The organism is Arthrobacter sp. SDR-2R, assembly GCF_057747955.1.
The window spans coordinates 4,246,860-4,260,891 of record NZ_CM173231.1; the positions used below are offsets into that span (position 1 = coordinate 4,246,860).

Below are 14,032 nucleotides of genomic sequence, written 5' to 3' on the forward strand. Positions count from 1 at the left end.
CCAATTGCTGGCACACTGGTACCGTGCCTGCCGATCCCGCCTTTGCCCTGCCTGATACCCGGTCACAGTTTTCCTTCACGGTGGGCACCCGCCTGGCGGAGACCTGTCCGCCCGCTGCCGCCCGGACGGCTGAAAACGGCGGGGAGTTCCTGGGCCGCACCGGCACCATCACCACGCCGCACGGTGAAATCCAGACGCCGGCGTTCATCGCCGTCGGGACCAAAGCCACGGTGAAGTCCGTACTGCCGGAATCCATGGCAGACCTGGGCGCCCAGGCGCTGCTGGCCAACGCCTACCACCTGTACCTGCAGCCGGGGCCGGACATCCTGGACGAGGCCGGCGGCCTGGGTGCCTTCATGAACTGGCCGGGCCCCACCTTCACGGACTCCGGCGGATTCCAGGTGATGAGCCTGGGCTCCGGGTTCAAGAAGGTCATCGACATGAAGACTGTGGCCGCCGCGGGCGCGCCCGGACCGGACGATGCCGTGGCCCCCGGCAAGGAACGCCTGGCCCACATCGACGACGATGGCGTCTGGTTCAAGAGCCACCTCAACGGGGACCGCCACCGGTTCTCCCCCGAGATCTCCATGCAGGTCCAGCACCAGATCGGGGCGGACATCATGTTCGCGTTCGACGAGCTCACCACGCTGCAGAACTCCCGTGGCTACCAGGAGGAGTCACTGGAGCGCACGCGCCTGTGGGCGGAGCGGTGCCTCGAGGAGCACTTCCGCCTCACGGAGGCACGGGCCGGCAAGCCGTACCAGGCACTGTTCGGCGTGATCCAGGGCGCCCAGTACGAGGACCTTCGCCGGAAGGCCTGCCGGGACCTGGGTGCCATGCCGTTCGACGGGTTCGGGATCGGCGGGGCGTTGGAGAAGGAGAACCTGGGCACCATCGTGCGGTGGTGCAACGAGGAACTGCCGGAGGACAAGCCACGCCACCTGCTGGGGATCTCCGAGCCGGATGACATTTTCACGGCCATCGAAAACGGTGCCGACACCTTCGACTGCGTCTCCCCCACCCGGGTGGCCCGGAATTCCGCGTTCTACACCCCGGACGGCCGGTTCAATCTCTCGGGCGCCAAGTACAAGCGCGATTTCGGGCCGCTGCAGGAAGGCTGCGACTGCTACGCCTGCGTCAACTACTCGCGGGCGTACATCCACCACCTGTTCAAGGCCAAGGAGATGCTGTCCGCCACCCTGATCTCCATCCACAACGAGCGGTTCGTGGTGAAGTTGGTGGATGACGCCCGGCTGGCCATCGAGTCCGGCACCTTCTTCGATTTCAAGGCGGAAACCCTGGGCCGGTATTACTCCTAGGCACGTCCGCTAGGCTGGCCGGATGCTCATTCATATCCCTGCCGCGGAAGGTACTGCAGAGGCCTTGGTGGCCCGCCCGTCCACCGGAACCGGTCCTTTTCCCGGCGTCATCCTTTACATGGACGCCTTCGGCCTGCGCCCCCGCATCCAGGAGATGGCCCAGCGCATCGCCGACTGGGGCTATGTGGTGCTGGCCCCCAACGTTTTCTACCGGGACGGAACGGCCGCCGAACTCGCCCCCGCCACGGACATGACCACCCAGCAAGGCCGGGAAGCGGCGGGCAGGGCCGCCTTCCCGCGGATTGGCCGCCTGACTCCTGACAAGGCGCTGCCGGACATCGACGCGTGGATTTCGGCGCTGGCGGCACTGGACGGCGTCGCCCCCGGCCCCATCGGCACCGTGGGCTACTGCATGGGCGCCCGGCTGGCTGTGCGCACCACCACCTCCCACCCTGAAGTGGTGGCTGCCTGCGGCGGCTTCCACGCCGGCGGACTGGCCACTGACGAGCCGGACAGCCCGCACCTTGGGCTCGGGAAGGCGCGGGCCCGGTTCGTGTTCGGCCACGCGGACCATGACCGGAGCATGGCTCCCGACGCCGTCGCCCGGCTGGGCAAGGCGCTCCAGGCTGCGGGGCTCGAGGCGTCCAACGTCATCTATGAAGGGGCGCCCCACGGGTACACGATGGCGGACACGTCGGCCTTCCACCCTGATGCCACCGAACGCCATTTCCGTGAGCTGCGTGCCCTCCTGGACGGGACACTGAAGGGCTGACCCGGCCGGCCGCCGTCGAACTCGCCGGAAAGCTGCCGGATCGCCGGAACGTTGCGGCGAGCCGGACGGGTTCCGGCGACCCCGGGAGGCAGGACGGTCCTGGCAGGTTTTCCACATGACGACGGCGGCGTCTTCCTGAGCTGTCGCAGCGGCAGGATCCTGTCGGGATGACACCCCAGCCGCCAGTCCGCCTCCCCTCCCTTCCGAGCACCGGCAACCTGTGGCGGACGGGGCAGTTGCACGAGAGGGGCCTCAATTCCCGGGCCATCAAGGCATTGGTCCTCCACGGGAAGCTGGTACGTCTTCGCCACGGCTGCTACATCCGCGCTGAGCTGTGGGAGAAGCAGACGAGTCCCGTCCGCAGCAAGCAGTTGATTCGCGCCCACGCGCACGGGACGCTGACCAGGTCTGCGGGCGGCTATGTGTACAGCCATACCTCTGCCGCCCGGCTGCACGGTCTGCACTTGTGGGCAGTCGATGACACGATCCACCTTCTGCTGCCGGGGAACCCTTCCAGCGAGCGGCTCGGCAAGGATGTCCGGGGCCATACCCGGCCGTGGACAGCGTCGGAGGTGGTAACCCTCGGCGGCCTCAAAGCGACCTCGCTGGAGCGGACGGTAGTGGATTGCGCCATGATGCTGGGTTACCGGCAGGCCCTGGTGCTCACCGATCACGCCCTCCGGCTTGGGGCCGACAAAGCCCTCCTGAAAAGCATGGCCGAGGGCCTGGAGGGACGCCGCGGGGTCCGGACCCTCCGGCGCGCCCTTACCCACGCTGATCCACGTTCGGAGTCAGCTGGTGAAACACTAACCCGCGAACTCCTGACGCGGCTGAAGCTTCCCCTGCCGGAGCCTCAAGTGTTGGTAGCAACACGTGCCGGCCGGTACCGGCTGGATTTCGCCTGGAAGGATAAGAAGGTGGCACTCGAATTCGACGGGAAAACGAAGTACTTCGACTATGGGCCAACGGCTGAGGTGCTGTTTCAGGAGCGGCAGCGGGAGAAGGCCCTCACCGAGAATGGCTGGACCTTCCTTCGCCTGACATGGGCCGACCTTTTCCGTGAACATGAGTTCAAAGCCCGTGTCCTTGCTGCGCTCCGGCCCTAGCCACGCCGCCGGCCGGAGCGCCAAACCGCCGGAACGGGACCAGGCCGCCGGTAATTTCCGGCGATCCGGCAGCTTTCCAGCGATCCCACGCGATCAGCAGTTGGAACGTACGACGCCGGGCGGCAGCTATGCGGCGTTTGTCACCGCTTCCGCGGCGTGGCCCGCGACGCCGTAACTGGGCTCGCGACGCTTGACCCAGTTGATGACCAGCGAGGTCACGGGGACGAAGAGGAACTCCACCACGGTCTTGTAGACGAAACCCACCAGCACGTAGTTCACGAAGCTGCCGGGGTCGGCGATGCCGATGACGGGTGCGGCGATGCTGCAGAAGATCAGCGTGTCCACAAACTCTCCGGCGCCCGAGGATCCCATGAGCCGCGCCCATAGGGACCTCTCCCCGGTGCGGGCCTTCATCCGGACCAGGATCCAGGAATTGATGGTCTGCCCCGCCAGGAATGCCAGCAGGGAGGCCAGGACGATTTGTGGCACGGGGCCAAGCGCCCCTTCCAGGGCGGACTGCTTGGCGGCACCGTACTCGTCGTCGAATCCGGGGAGCGCAATGACTACCCAGTAGCAGAGGGAAGCGAAGACGGACAGCGCAAATGTGGTGAAAATGGCTTTGCGGGCCACCTTGAAGCCGTAGACCTCACTGATCACGTCGCCGAGGATGTAAGCCAGCGGGAAGAGGAAGAAGCCGCCGTCGGTGACGATGGGGCCGAATGCCACCCCCTTGGACGCTCCGATGTTTGACAGGATCAGCACCACTGCCATGGCTGCCAGCATGATCCCGAAGTAGGGCGAACCGATGTCCGCGAATCTGGCGGCGGGACCTGCGGCAGTGGGTTGGATGGTTTGGGGCAGGGCACTGTGGCCGGGGGCGGAGGTCATCGAGGGATCCGTTCAGGAGTGGTGGGCCGGCCTGCCGTACTGGGCGGCCGGTTGTATTAGCACTCGTGCCATTCTCGCACCGGGCCGCGTGGCAAAGCTCCCCAAGGAGAAGGGTTAGTTAGCCCGGACAGGTTTTGAACATGTTCAACTATTGTCGCACACTGCTTTTGAACATGTTCAAAGAATGGGGATGCCGATGGCAGCGAAGAGCGAACAGACCAGGCAGCTGGTGGCGGACACGGCGCTGCGCATGTTCCGAGATATCGGGTTCGAGAAGACCACCATGCGCGCCATCGCCGCCGGGGCAGGCGTCTCCGTCGGCAACGCCTATTACTACTTCGCGTCCAAGGATGACCTGGTCCACGAGCTGTACATCCAGGTGCAGGCAGAGCACGCGGCGCGGGCCTCGGAAGCGCTGGACGGGACCGCTTCCCTGACTGAGCGCCTGAAGGCCACGCTGCATGCCGGCCTTGACGTCATGGCCCCCTACCACCGGTTCGGTGCGGACTTCGTTGCCACCGCAATCCGGCCAACATCACCGGTGAACCCCTTCTCAGCACGGTCCACGCCTGCGCGCGAGGCCTCCCTGGACATCTTCAGGCGCACTGTGCATGGGGCCCGGCCCGGCGTACCGAAGAAACTGCGGACCGATCTGCCGGAGCTGCTGTGGCTCTGCTACATGGGCATCACCCTCTTCTGGGTCTATGACGCCTCGGAGAGCCAGCGGCGGACCAGGAGGCTGGTGGACGGCGCGGCCCCACTCATTGCCCGCGGTCTCGCTCTGGCCCGCATCCCGGGAGTCAGCAAGGTGTTGGACGACGTCCTGGACCTGGGCCGCAGCATCCGCGATTAGAGAAGAAGCATTGGGGGAAAAGATGGGCTGCACAAAGACAGTTGTGGTGGCGGGGGCTTCCGGCTTCATCGGCACGTACCTTCGCCGGCGCTTCCAGGAAGACGGATGGACCGTGCGCACCATTGGACGCAAGGGAACGGGCAGCGCCGCAGCCGGATGGGATGACGACGCCGGCATGGTGCGGGTGCTCAACGGCGCCGAGCTGGTGGTGAACCTCGCCGGACGGTCCGTCTCCTGCCGCTACAACCGGCGGAACAAGGCGATCATCATGGACTCGCGCGTGGCCACCACCCAGGCGCTCGGGCGTGCCATCGCACAATGCCCGGAGCCGCCGTCGACCTGGTTGAATGCCAGCACCGGCACCATCTACCGCGATGCCAGAGACCGCCCCCAGCCTGAAACCGACGGCGAGCTTGGCTCCGGGTTCTCCGTGGACGTGGCCAAAGCGTGGGAGGCCGCCCTCGCGGCGGCCACCACGCCGGCCACCCGGAAGATCCCGCTGCGAATCGCCATCGTGCTGGGCCGCGGCGGCGGCGCGCTGGCGCCGTTCGCCAACCTGGCGCGGCTGGGCCTGGGCGGCCACATGGGCGACGGCAGGCAGAAGTTCAGCTGGATCCACGTGGAGGACCTGTACCGCAGCATCCGCTTCCTGCATATGCGGACCGACGTCACCGGACCCGCTAATGTGGCGTCGCCGGACGTGGTGAGCAACCGGGAAATGATGCGCCTGGTGCGGCGCGCCTACGGCGCCCGCTTCGGGCTCCCCACCCCTGCGTGGCTCCTCCGTGCAGGGGCCGTCCTGATCCGCACCGAAACCGAGCTTGTGCTCAAAAGCAGGTGGGTCCAGCCGCAGAAACTCCTCGACGCGGGCTTCGTCTACAGCCAGCCGGAGCTGGGCCGGGCACTGCTGCAGATCGCCAAGGGCCGGGAATGAGCCGCCCGCTCCGCGTCACCTTCGGTCCAGGCGCGTTCCTTCCCGGCGCGGGCCTTGCGGTCCTGGTCTTCGGGTTCCCCCTGGGCTTCCCCGGCTATCTCTACGGAACGCTCGCCGCACTGCTTCTGGGAATGCCCCTGGCGCTGGCTGCCGGGATTTGCATGCGGACCGTCCGCAACCAGCTGCTGCACGTCCTGGCCGTCGGCGTGGCAGGGCTGGCAACCGGGATGCTTACGCTCATGTTCATCACAGGCAGCCACTGGTCCGCGATGCGGGGCATGGTCCTGTGGACGGGGTGCTGCGCGGCGCTGGGGCGGGCAGCTGTGTCCGGCCTCGTCACAATCCATGACGCGCCCGCGCGGGAACCCGTGGCTGCGCAGAAGCCCGGCCCACCGCTGGAACCCTGACCATACGGCGTCCCGGCGCCCTGTCCGGTGACACATGGAAAGCGTCCGACGGCGGGTGGCAGGATGGGTGCATGACTTCCGCTACCCCTGACGCAACGCTGTCCGCCGCAGGCCCCGCCGTCGTCCTCACTATCGCCGGCTCCGAAGCCACCGGCGGCGCCGGCGCGCAGGCGGACCTGAAGACCTTCCAGGAACTGGGCGTCTTCGGCATCGCCAACCTGACCTGCATCGTGTCCTTCGACCCCAAGGACAGCTGGAACCACCGCTTCGTGCCGGTGGACCAACAGGTGATTGCCGACCAACTGGAGGCGACGACGGCGGCGTACGGTCCGGCGTCGGGCGCCCCTTCCGCCCTGGACACCGTGAAGATCGGCATGCTGGGCAGCCCCGCGACCATCAGCACGGTGGCGTCTGCCCTGCAGGAGAACAGCTTCGCCAACGTTGTCCTGGACCCGGTGCTGATCTGCAAGGGCCAGGAGCCCGGGCACGCGCTGGACACGGACCAGGCCCTGAAGGCGCAGATCCTGCCGCTGGCAACGTTCGTCACGCCCAACCACTTCGAGGCGGAGTCCCTGTCCGGCCTGGAAATCACCGACATCGAGTCGTTGAAGGCCGCCGCCGTCCGCATCCACGAACTCAGCGGCGCGGCAGTTCTTGCCAAGGGCGGGGTTCGGCTGGACGGCCCGGACGCCGTCGACGTCTTCTACGACGGCGAAACCCTGGAAGTCCTCACCGCCCCGAAGGTGGGCGAAGTTGCCGTCTCCGGTGCCGGCTGCTCACTCGCCGCGGCCGTGACCGCGGAGCTGGCCAAGGGCGCCAGCCCGCTGGAGGCTGCACGGACCGCAAAGGACTTCGTCACCGCCGGCATCCGCAACCGTGTTGCCTCCGGCGCCCCGTTCGACGCCCTCTGGCAGGGCGGCGCCCGGTAGAACCGATCTCCCCGCGCCGGGTTCGCCGGAAACCCTCGAGATCGCCGGGAATTTGCGGCGAACCCGGCAGTTCCCGGCGAACCCGGCAGTTCCCGGCGAGCTCGACGTGTGGCTAGCGCCGGGGGATGTTGCGCAGGTTGCTGCGGGCCATGCTCACGGCCTCGCCCGCCCCGCGGTTCAGGACCACCTTGGACATGGCGGTGGCGAATCCGATCACCTGCGAGCCGGAAATCTTGGGCGGGATGGACAGCGCCTTGGGATCGGTGATCAGCTCCACCAGTGACGGGCCCGGGTGGGCGAAGGCCTCCCGGTACGCCGACTCGATCTGCGCAGGATCGGTCACCCGCACGGCATGGAAGCCCAGGGCTTTGGCCACGGCCGCATAGTTGGCGTCCGGCACGTCCACGCCGAAGTCGGGCAGCCCGTCCACCAGCATCTCCAGCTTGACCATGCCCAGGGTGGAGTTGTTGAACAGCACCACGTTGACCGGCAGCTTGTACGCGGCCGCGGTGATCAGCTCGCCCAGCAGCATGGACAGCCCGCCGTCACCCGAAACCGAGATGACCTGGCGGCCCGGGTTGGCCAGCTGGGCCCCGATGGCATGCGGGAGGGCGTTGGCCATGGAGCCGTGGAGGAAGGACCCGATCAGCCGGCGGGTGCCCAGCGGGTTGATGTAGCGCGCGGTCCAGACGTTGCACATGCCGGTATCGGCCGTGAAAATGGCGTCCTCCGCCGCCACCTGGTCCAGCAGCGAGGCCGCGTACTCCGGGTGGATGGGCTGCTTCTTCTCCACCTTGCGGGTGTAGGCGCCCACCGCCTTGTTCATCAGCCGGTCGTGCTTCTTAAGCATCTGGTCCAGGAACCGGCGGCTCTTCTTCGCCTTCACCAGCGGCAGCAGGGCGCGCAGGGTGGGGAGCACGTCGCCGTGGACGGCGATGTCCACGTCCGTCCGGCGGCCCAGCCGGTGCGCCGCCCGGTCCACCTGCGCGGTCCTGGTGTCGGGCAGGAACTGGTCATACGGGAAATCCGTGCCGAGGAGGATCAGCAGGTCCGCGTCCTCGATCCCCTCCGCAGCGGCACCGTAGCCCAGCAAACCGGTCATGCCGATATCGAACGGGTTGTTGTACTGGACAAAGTCCTTGCCGCGGAGCGAGTGCCCCACCGGCGCCTTGGCCAGTTCGGCGAGCGCCATCAGCTCGCTGTGGGCGCCTTCCACGCCGGCACCGGCGAAAATGGCCACCTTCCCGGCGTCGTTGATGGCGTCCGCGAGGGCCTGGACGCTGGCCGGGTCCGGGACCAGGCTGGCCGGCCGGAACGTGGCGGGAAGCGGCGTGGGGCCTGCGGCTTCCAGTCCTGCGATGTCGCCGGGAAGGGTCACGACGGCGACTCCGCCGAGTCCCAGCGCGTGCTGGATGGCGCTGTGCATCACGCGGGGCGCCTGCTCCGCGGTGCTGACCAGCTCCGAATACACCGAGCACTCGTTGAACAGCCGGTCCGGGTGGGTCTCCTGGAAGAAGCTGCTGCCTATCTGCTTGCTGGGAATGTGCGAGGCGATGGCCAGCACCGGCGCGCCGGACCGGTTGGCGTCGTAGAGGCTGTTGATCAGGTGCAGGTTCCCGGGGCCGCAGGATCCGGCACAGACCGCGAGCTTGCCGGTGAGTTGCGCCTCTGCAGCCGCGGCAAAGGCGGCCGCTTCCTCATGGCGGACGTGGATCCAGTCGATGCCGCCCTTCGCGGCGCCACCCGTCTGGCGGACGGCGTCCACGATCGGGTTGAGGCTGTCACCCACAATCCCGTAGATCCGCTGCACGCCGGCAGCCTGGAGTTGTTCGATGAGCTGGGTGGCAAGTTCCTTGGCCATGGGTGCAGACTCCCGCGTTTGTGGTGGTGGCTGACATGGCCCAATATAGTCCGCCCACCTGGGCTGGCACCTGACGGGCATGCAGAGGAGGCGTACGACGGCGGCCTGGCAGCCGCCGTCGTACGCCTCCTTGGGGAGCTGGCCCCCGGGTGCCGCTAAAGGCTACCGTCCGGCACCCACGCGCTCTTCGCCGTCGGCCGCGTTGGATGCCCATGCGTGGCCCTGTTCGGCGTCAAGGTGCGTGGCCTTCTTGTTCTTCAGGGCGAAGATGTAGACCACCAGCGAGATGGCGACCGCCACCGTGACGTACGTGAAGAAGAGGTCCTCCCGTCCGGACTTCTGGAAGGCGGCACCGATCAGCGGCACGGTTCCGCCGAAGAGGGAGTTGGCGATCGCGTAGCCCAGGCCCACGCCCAGGGCACGGATGGAGGCCGGGAAGAGCTCGGCCTTCACCAGGGCATTGATGGAGGTGTAGCCGCCCACGATCAGCAGGCCGCCCATCATCAGCAGGAACGCGGTGAACGGATCCTTGGTGCCGGCGAGCGTGGACAGCAGCGGCCAGGTGAACAGCACACCGGTGATGCCGAACCAGAGCAGCAGGGGCTTGCGGCCCACCTTGTCCGAGATGATGCCGTAGACGGGCTGCAGCAGCATGAAGATAAACAGGGCCCAGAAGTTGATCACGGAGGTGTCGGTCTTGGCGATGCCGGACGTATCGTTCATGAACTTCAGGATGAAGTTGGTGTAGGTGTAGAAGGCCACGGTGCCGCCAAGGGTGATGCCAATGCAGACCAGCAGCGGCTTCCAGTAGCCGGTGAACAGCAGCTTCATGGTGCCCGGCTGGGCCTGGCCGGCCACGGCGGGAGTCTTTGCGGCGTTGATCTGTTCGGCGGAGACGGTCTCCTCCATGGAGCGGCGCAGCCACAGGACAACAAGGGCCGCCACGCCGCCGATGGCAAACGGGATCCGCCAGCCCCACTCGTTGAGGTCGCCCTTGGGCATGGCGTTCTGCAGGATCACCAGGACCAGCAGGGCCAGCATCTGGCCGCCGATCAGGGTGACGTACTGGAAGCTGGAGAAGAATCCGCGCCGCTTAGTGGTGGCGGCCTCGGACATGTAGGTGGCGCTGGTGCCGTACTCGCCGCCCACGGAGAAGCCCTGGATCACGCGGACCAGCACCAGCAGGATCATGGCCCACAGGCCGATCACGTCCTGCGTGGGCAGCACCGCGATGGCGAATGAGCCGGCGGACATCATGGTGACGCTGAGCGTGAGCGCCGCCTTGCGGCCCTTGCGGTCCGCGTACCGGCCGAAGAACCAGGCGCCGATGGGGCGCATGAGGAACGACGTCGAGAACACGGCCATCGCTTCGAGGCCCGCCTGGAGCTCGTCCTTGGAGTTGAAGAAGTGGGCCTGGAAGTAAGCGGCGAAGACGGTGTAGACGTAGAGGTCATACCATTCCACAAGGTTGCCGGCGGAGCCCTTCAGGATATTGCCCACGGCCCGTCGGGTCTGGGCTGCCTCCGATGGGGGTGCGGTCTGTTGGGTGCTCATCGGCGAGTTCCTCCTTGTAGTGACGGCGGCCTCCGGCAGCGGAGGGCCTCATCCACGGTATGGGTGATCCACCGCACAACCAACGTCGTGGGGCATTTCCTAACACTTCCTTAGGATTCGGCGCCCGGCCCCGCTGTTCTGCCCGCTGCAGCCGGGCAAATCGGGCCGGCACGCGGTAATCTCACCAAGCGGGGGTGAACCGGACACCGCACTACAGCAAGGAAGATGGCCATGGACGTGCTGATCGTCGAGGACGACGACGCCATGGCCGGTGCCCTGACCGCCGCCGTCGAAAGCGCCGGCCATCACCCGCAGCGGCTGTCCCGGGGTGCGGACGCGCTGCTCTCGCACCGGAACTTCCAGGTGATCCTCCTGGACCTGGGGCTTCCGGACATGGACGGGCTGGAGGTGCTGCGCAAGCTGCGGCAGGTCACCGACGTGCCCATCCTGATCCTGACCGCCCGCGACGACGAACGCAGCGTGGTGCTCGGGCTCCGCTCCGGCGCCGACGACTACCTGGTCAAGCCCGTGAAGCTGGTGGAGCTGCTGGCCCGGATTGAAGCCGTGACGCGGCGGGCGGGACGGAGCCGCGGGACACCGCAGGAGGACGTTATTGTCCTGGACGACCTTGCCATCGACCTCAACCGGCGCACCGCATCCAAGGGCGGTGACCCGCTCCCCCTCACGGCCACGGAATTCGAACTCCTCGCACTGCTGGCACGGCATGCCGGCTCTGTGGTCACGCGTGAGCAGATCCTGGACGCCCTGTGGGGCGATGCGTTCCTGGCCTCTTCCCGGTCCCTGGACGTGCACCTCACCGGGCTGCGGGCAAAACTGCAGAAACCAGGTTTCATCATCAATGTCCGCGGGGTGGGCTACCGGGTGGAGGCGGCCGGCGCATGAGGCTCCGGGTGCTGGGCGTCCTCAGCGTGCTCTGCCTGGTGGTGGTCTTCCTGATTTCGGGGACCATCCTGGGGTCTGCCTCCCGCGAGCTGACGCAGGAACTCCAGATCAACCGGGCGGCGTCCCTGAACCGGCTGGCGCAGGTCGCTTTTGATGCCGCCGGCGACGGCGACACCGTGCGGCTGCAGCGGGAGATGGACACCTATTCCGGGCTTTACGGGGAAGGAATCGTAGTACGGGTCCAGCAGGACACGCTGGCGTCCGGCGGCCTGGATGCACGGCGGTCCGACGTGCAGGATGCCCTGTCCCTTGCCCGGCTGAACGTGAGCAACACATCCCTGGAACCGCTGGAGCCCTTCGGTTCCAGTTCCCGCGTCATCTTCAGGCCCTTCGGCAGTGCCAGCCAGGTCCTGGGCGCCGTGGTCCTTGACGTCCGCGCCGGCACGGCGCAGCAAAAACTCCGGGAGCGGTGGCTCGCGGTGGGTATCGCTGCGCTTGCCTTGGCTGCCGTGCTGCTGGTGGGCGCCGCGCGGGTCACCGGCTGGGTGCTGCGGCCCGTCCTGCGGCTGGACTCAGCGGTACACGAGCTGGAGCGGACCGGGCGGGCGGGGCGCCTCCCGGACGACGGACCGCCCGAACTGCGGGAACTGAGCCGGTCCTTCACGGCGATGGCACGGACCGTGAGCGCCAGCATGGCGGCCCAGCGGCAGCTGATCTCGGACGCGTCCCACCAGCTGCGGAACCCGGTGGGGGCACTCCGGCTGCGGCTGGACCTGCTCCAGCTCGAGCTGAAGACCGCCCGCGAGCACGACGCCGCCGAGCGGGCCCTGGCGGAGCTTGAGCGGGTGGAGGAGATCCTGGACGGGGTCCTGAAGCTCGCCGCCGCGGAGCACAGGGCATCCGAAGGGTACCTGCGGGCGTCGGGCACTCCCGCAGACCATGCGGCCGCCCAGCCCATGGACCCGTTTCCCATCCTCCAGGGGGAGCTGGAGCGGGCAGCACCGCTGGCGGAGCAGGCCGGTTGCCGGCTGGTCCTTGCCGCGGCGCCGCAGCCGGCGGCACTGGTTGCCTGCCACCCGGCAGAACTGGCGCAGATGGCCGGCGAACTGCTCAACAACGCCATCAAGTACGCCCCGGGCGCCACCGTCACCGCTGCCGTGCGGACGGAAAAGGACGCGGTGGTGGTGGAGATTTCCGACGACGGGCCGGGGCTTTCGGAGTCCGAGCGCGCCTCGGCTGCCACCAGGTTTTGGCGGTCTCCGAGGCACTCTTCGGTTCCGGGGACCGGACTGGGCATGACCATTGTGGGCGAGCTTGCCGCCGCGAACGGGGCCCGGCTGGTGCTGGCCGAAGCGGCCCCCCACGGTCTCGCGGCCCGGATCCGGTTCCCCACCCCATCGGCGGCCCAGCTGGCAGTTGGGTCCGGCAGGGATGGTGCCCGTGCGTGAACCTGGCGCCCCGGGCGGTGCTGCCGCCCACCCGCGGCGGCGTTCCGTGCTCAAGTCAGCCCTCGCCGTCGGACTCTCCGCATGCCTGCCGCCTGCGCTCAGTGCCTGCACCGGCGGGGACCGGCCGGAGAGCCTCATTGTGGCGGGCGGCGAACCGGGCGGTTTCTACCTTGAGTTCGCAACCCTGCTGGCCGCTGCCCTGGAACGCCACGGATTGGCGCAGCACGCCAGGGCCGTGACCACCGGGGGAAGCCTGGACAACATCGCGGAACTGCGGGCGGGACGGGCAGCGTTTGCTGTGGCCCTGGCGGATGCTGCGAACCAGGAGCCGGGCGCTGACGCCGCCGGGATCGCCGCGGTCGGCAAAGTGTATGAAAACTATGTCCACTGCGTGGTGCGGAAGGACAGCGGCATCCGGGACATTTCCGGGTTGGCAGGACGCCGGGTCGCCGTGGGCCAGCCCGGCTCCGGCACGTCGCTGACCACGCCCCGGTTGTTCGAAGCGGCGGGGCTGGGTACCTCGGCAGGTGCCGCTGAGCCGCCAGCCGGAAGCGCCGCCGTCGAAAACCTTGGCCTGAACGACGGCATCGCCGCCCTCAAGGCGGGGGCCGTCGACGCCCTGTTCTGGTCCGGTGGCGTTCCCACTGCCGCCATCGCCGCGGCACAGCAGGAGGTGGCCCTGGGCCTTCTGGACCTGTCCGGCCTGCTGCCGGAACTGCGGCGGCGGTACGGCGGCATCTACGACCGCGTGCTCATCCCGGAGGGGAGCTATCCCGGCGTGCCGACGGTGTGGACGGTAGGCGCTCCCAACCTGCTCCTGTGCCGCCGGGACCTGGACAATGCCACCGTGGAGCGGACGGTGCAGCTGCTGGTGCACTCGGCCGCCGAGCTGATCCCGCAGTCCAGCCTGGGCGTGCAGTTCCTCAGCGCCGAAAGCCTCATCAATACCGCCGGTGTCCCTCTGCACCCGGCCGCGGCGGACGCGTACCGGGCGCTGCACGGCTAACCAAACGCCCCATCACTTTCTGTCCCACAAACCGAAACGCCCCATCACTTTC

At 67.9% G+C, this 14,032-nt stretch carries 13 protein-coding genes; 10 read left to right on the forward strand and 3 right to left on the reverse strand.

What is annotated here, in order from left to right; genetic code table 11:
• Window positions 1-23: 23 nt before the first annotated feature.
• From tgt to AC3ANU_RS19535, 3 genes are all read left to right on the forward strand, one after another.
• Window positions 24-1,319 carry a tRNA guanosine(34) transglycosylase Tgt gene (gene tgt / locus AC3ANU_RS19525; protein WP_488315108.1) on the forward strand — a complete coding sequence of 432 codons (1,296 nt, stop codon included), beginning with the start codon at window positions 24-26 and terminating at the stop codon, window positions 1,317-1,319.
• A 22-nt stretch (window positions 1,320-1,341) separates the two neighbouring features.
• On the forward strand, window positions 1,342-2,091 hold the full coding sequence (locus tag AC3ANU_RS19530; protein WP_018770823.1) for a dienelactone hydrolase family protein: 750 nt from the start codon (window positions 1,342-1,344) through the stop codon (window positions 2,089-2,091).
• Between the two features lie 167 nt (window positions 2,092-2,258).
• The gene (locus AC3ANU_RS19535) at window positions 2,259-3,197 is read left to right on the forward strand and encodes a type IV toxin-antitoxin system AbiEi family antitoxin domain-containing protein (RefSeq protein ID WP_478222383.1); all 939 of its coding nucleotides are present in this window, start codon (window positions 2,259-2,261) and stop codon (window positions 3,195-3,197) included.
• Window positions 3,198-3,323: 126 nt separating this feature from the next.
• On the opposite strand, the gene AC3ANU_RS19540 is transcribed toward AC3ANU_RS19535, so the two are convergent.
• The gene (locus AC3ANU_RS19540) at window positions 3,324-4,085 is read right to left on the reverse strand and encodes a queuosine precursor transporter (protein ID WP_488315109.1); all 762 of its coding nucleotides are present in this window, start codon (window positions 4,083-4,085) and stop codon (window positions 3,324-3,326) included.
• Between the two features lie 196 nt (window positions 4,086-4,281).
• Between AC3ANU_RS19540 and AC3ANU_RS19545 the strand changes: the two genes are divergently transcribed.
• The 4 genes from AC3ANU_RS19545 to AC3ANU_RS19560 all read left to right on the forward strand — a co-directional run bounded on the left by AC3ANU_RS19545 (window position 4,282) and on the right by AC3ANU_RS19560 (window position 7,208).
• Entirely contained in the window at window positions 4,282-4,938 is a 657-nt protein-coding gene (locus AC3ANU_RS19545) for a TetR/AcrR family transcriptional regulator (RefSeq protein ID WP_488315110.1), read from the forward strand.
• A gap of 22 nt (window positions 4,939-4,960) precedes the next feature.
• Window positions 4,961-5,872, forward strand: coding sequence for a TIGR01777 family oxidoreductase (locus tag AC3ANU_RS19550; RefSeq protein WP_488315111.1), 912 nt, complete (start codon window positions 4,961-4,963; stop codon window positions 5,870-5,872).
• Entirely contained in the window at window positions 5,869-6,279 is a 411-nt protein-coding gene (locus AC3ANU_RS19555; RefSeq protein WP_488315112.1) for a hypothetical protein, read from the forward strand. Before AC3ANU_RS19550 ends, AC3ANU_RS19555 begins: the two co-directional genes overlap by 4 nt.
• Before the next feature lie 71 nt (window positions 6,280-6,350).
• Window positions 6,351-7,208: a hydroxymethylpyrimidine/phosphomethylpyrimidine kinase gene (locus AC3ANU_RS19560; protein WP_018770817.1), complete on the forward strand. Its 858-nt coding sequence runs from the start codon at window positions 6,351-6,353 to the stop codon at window positions 7,206-7,208.
• Window positions 7,209-7,320: 112 nt separating this feature from the next.
• Here the strand turns inward: AC3ANU_RS19560 and AC3ANU_RS19565 are convergent, their stop codons facing one another.
• Entirely contained in the window at window positions 7,321-9,069 is a 1,749-nt protein-coding gene (locus AC3ANU_RS19565) for a pyruvate dehydrogenase (RefSeq protein ID WP_488315113.1), read from the reverse strand.
• 162 nt (window positions 9,070-9,231) lie between these two features.
• Window positions 9,232-10,623: an MFS transporter gene (locus AC3ANU_RS19570; protein ID WP_488315114.1), complete on the reverse strand. Its 1,392-nt coding sequence runs from the start codon at window positions 10,621-10,623 to the stop codon at window positions 9,232-9,234.
• Window positions 10,624-10,854: 231 nt separating this feature from the next.
• Between AC3ANU_RS19570 and AC3ANU_RS19575 the strand changes: the two genes are divergently transcribed.
• Genes AC3ANU_RS19575 through AC3ANU_RS19585 form a run of 3 tightly spaced genes read left to right on the forward strand, consistent with a single transcriptional unit; the run spans window position 10,855 to window position 13,980 of the window.
• On the forward strand, window positions 10,855-11,526 hold the full coding sequence (locus AC3ANU_RS19575) for a response regulator transcription factor (protein WP_026266003.1): 672 nt from the start codon (window positions 10,855-10,857) through the stop codon (window positions 11,524-11,526).
• Window positions 11,523-12,974 carry a sensor histidine kinase gene (locus tag AC3ANU_RS19580; RefSeq protein WP_488315115.1) on the forward strand — a complete coding sequence of 484 codons (1,452 nt, stop codon included), beginning with the start codon at window positions 11,523-11,525 and terminating at the stop codon, window positions 12,972-12,974. Before AC3ANU_RS19575 ends, AC3ANU_RS19580 begins: the two co-directional genes overlap by 4 nt.
• Entirely contained in the window at window positions 12,958-13,980 is a 1,023-nt protein-coding gene (locus tag AC3ANU_RS19585) for a TAXI family TRAP transporter solute-binding subunit (RefSeq protein WP_488315116.1), read from the forward strand. The genes AC3ANU_RS19580 and AC3ANU_RS19585 overlap by 17 nt, the downstream gene beginning before the upstream one ends.
• The last annotated feature ends 52 nt before the right edge of the window (window positions 13,981-14,032 follow it).

What these genes read in the sequence shown, in the direction of transcription:
- AC3ANU_RS19555 (WP_488315112.1), top strand. Translation starts at nt 5,869, where the DNA reads ATGAGCCGCCCGCTCCGCGTCACCTTCGGTCCAGGCGCGTTCCTTCCC.
- AC3ANU_RS19540 (WP_488315109.1), bottom strand. Translation starts at nt 4,085, where the DNA reads ATGACCTCCGCCCCCGGCCACAGTGCCCTGCCCCAAACCATCCAACCC.
- AC3ANU_RS19530 (WP_018770823.1), top strand. Translation starts at nt 1,342, where the DNA reads ATGCTCATTCATATCCCTGCCGCGGAAGGTACTGCAGAGGCCTTGGTG.
- AC3ANU_RS19585 (WP_488315116.1), top strand. Translation starts at nt 12,958, where the DNA reads ATGGTGCCCGTGCGTGAACCTGGCGCCCCGGGCGGTGCTGCCGCCCAC.
- AC3ANU_RS19550 (WP_488315111.1), top strand. Translation starts at nt 4,961, where the DNA reads ATGGGCTGCACAAAGACAGTTGTGGTGGCGGGGGCTTCCGGCTTCATC.
- AC3ANU_RS19570 (WP_488315114.1), bottom strand. Translation starts at nt 10,623, where the DNA reads ATGAGCACCCAACAGACCGCACCCCCATCGGAGGCAGCCCAGACCCGA.
- AC3ANU_RS19545 (WP_488315110.1), top strand. Translation starts at nt 4,282, where the DNA reads ATGGCAGCGAAGAGCGAACAGACCAGGCAGCTGGTGGCGGACACGGCG.
- AC3ANU_RS19560 (WP_018770817.1), top strand. Translation starts at nt 6,351, where the DNA reads ATGACTTCCGCTACCCCTGACGCAACGCTGTCCGCCGCAGGCCCCGCC.
- AC3ANU_RS19575 (WP_026266003.1), top strand. Translation starts at nt 10,855, where the DNA reads ATGGACGTGCTGATCGTCGAGGACGACGACGCCATGGCCGGTGCCCTG.
- AC3ANU_RS19565 (WP_488315113.1), bottom strand. Translation starts at nt 9,069, where the DNA reads ATGGCCAAGGAACTTGCCACCCAGCTCATCGAACAACTCCAGGCTGCC.
- AC3ANU_RS19535 (WP_478222383.1), top strand. Translation starts at nt 2,259, where the DNA reads ATGACACCCCAGCCGCCAGTCCGCCTCCCCTCCCTTCCGAGCACCGGC.
- AC3ANU_RS19580 (WP_488315115.1), top strand. Translation starts at nt 11,523, where the DNA reads ATGAGGCTCCGGGTGCTGGGCGTCCTCAGCGTGCTCTGCCTGGTGGTG.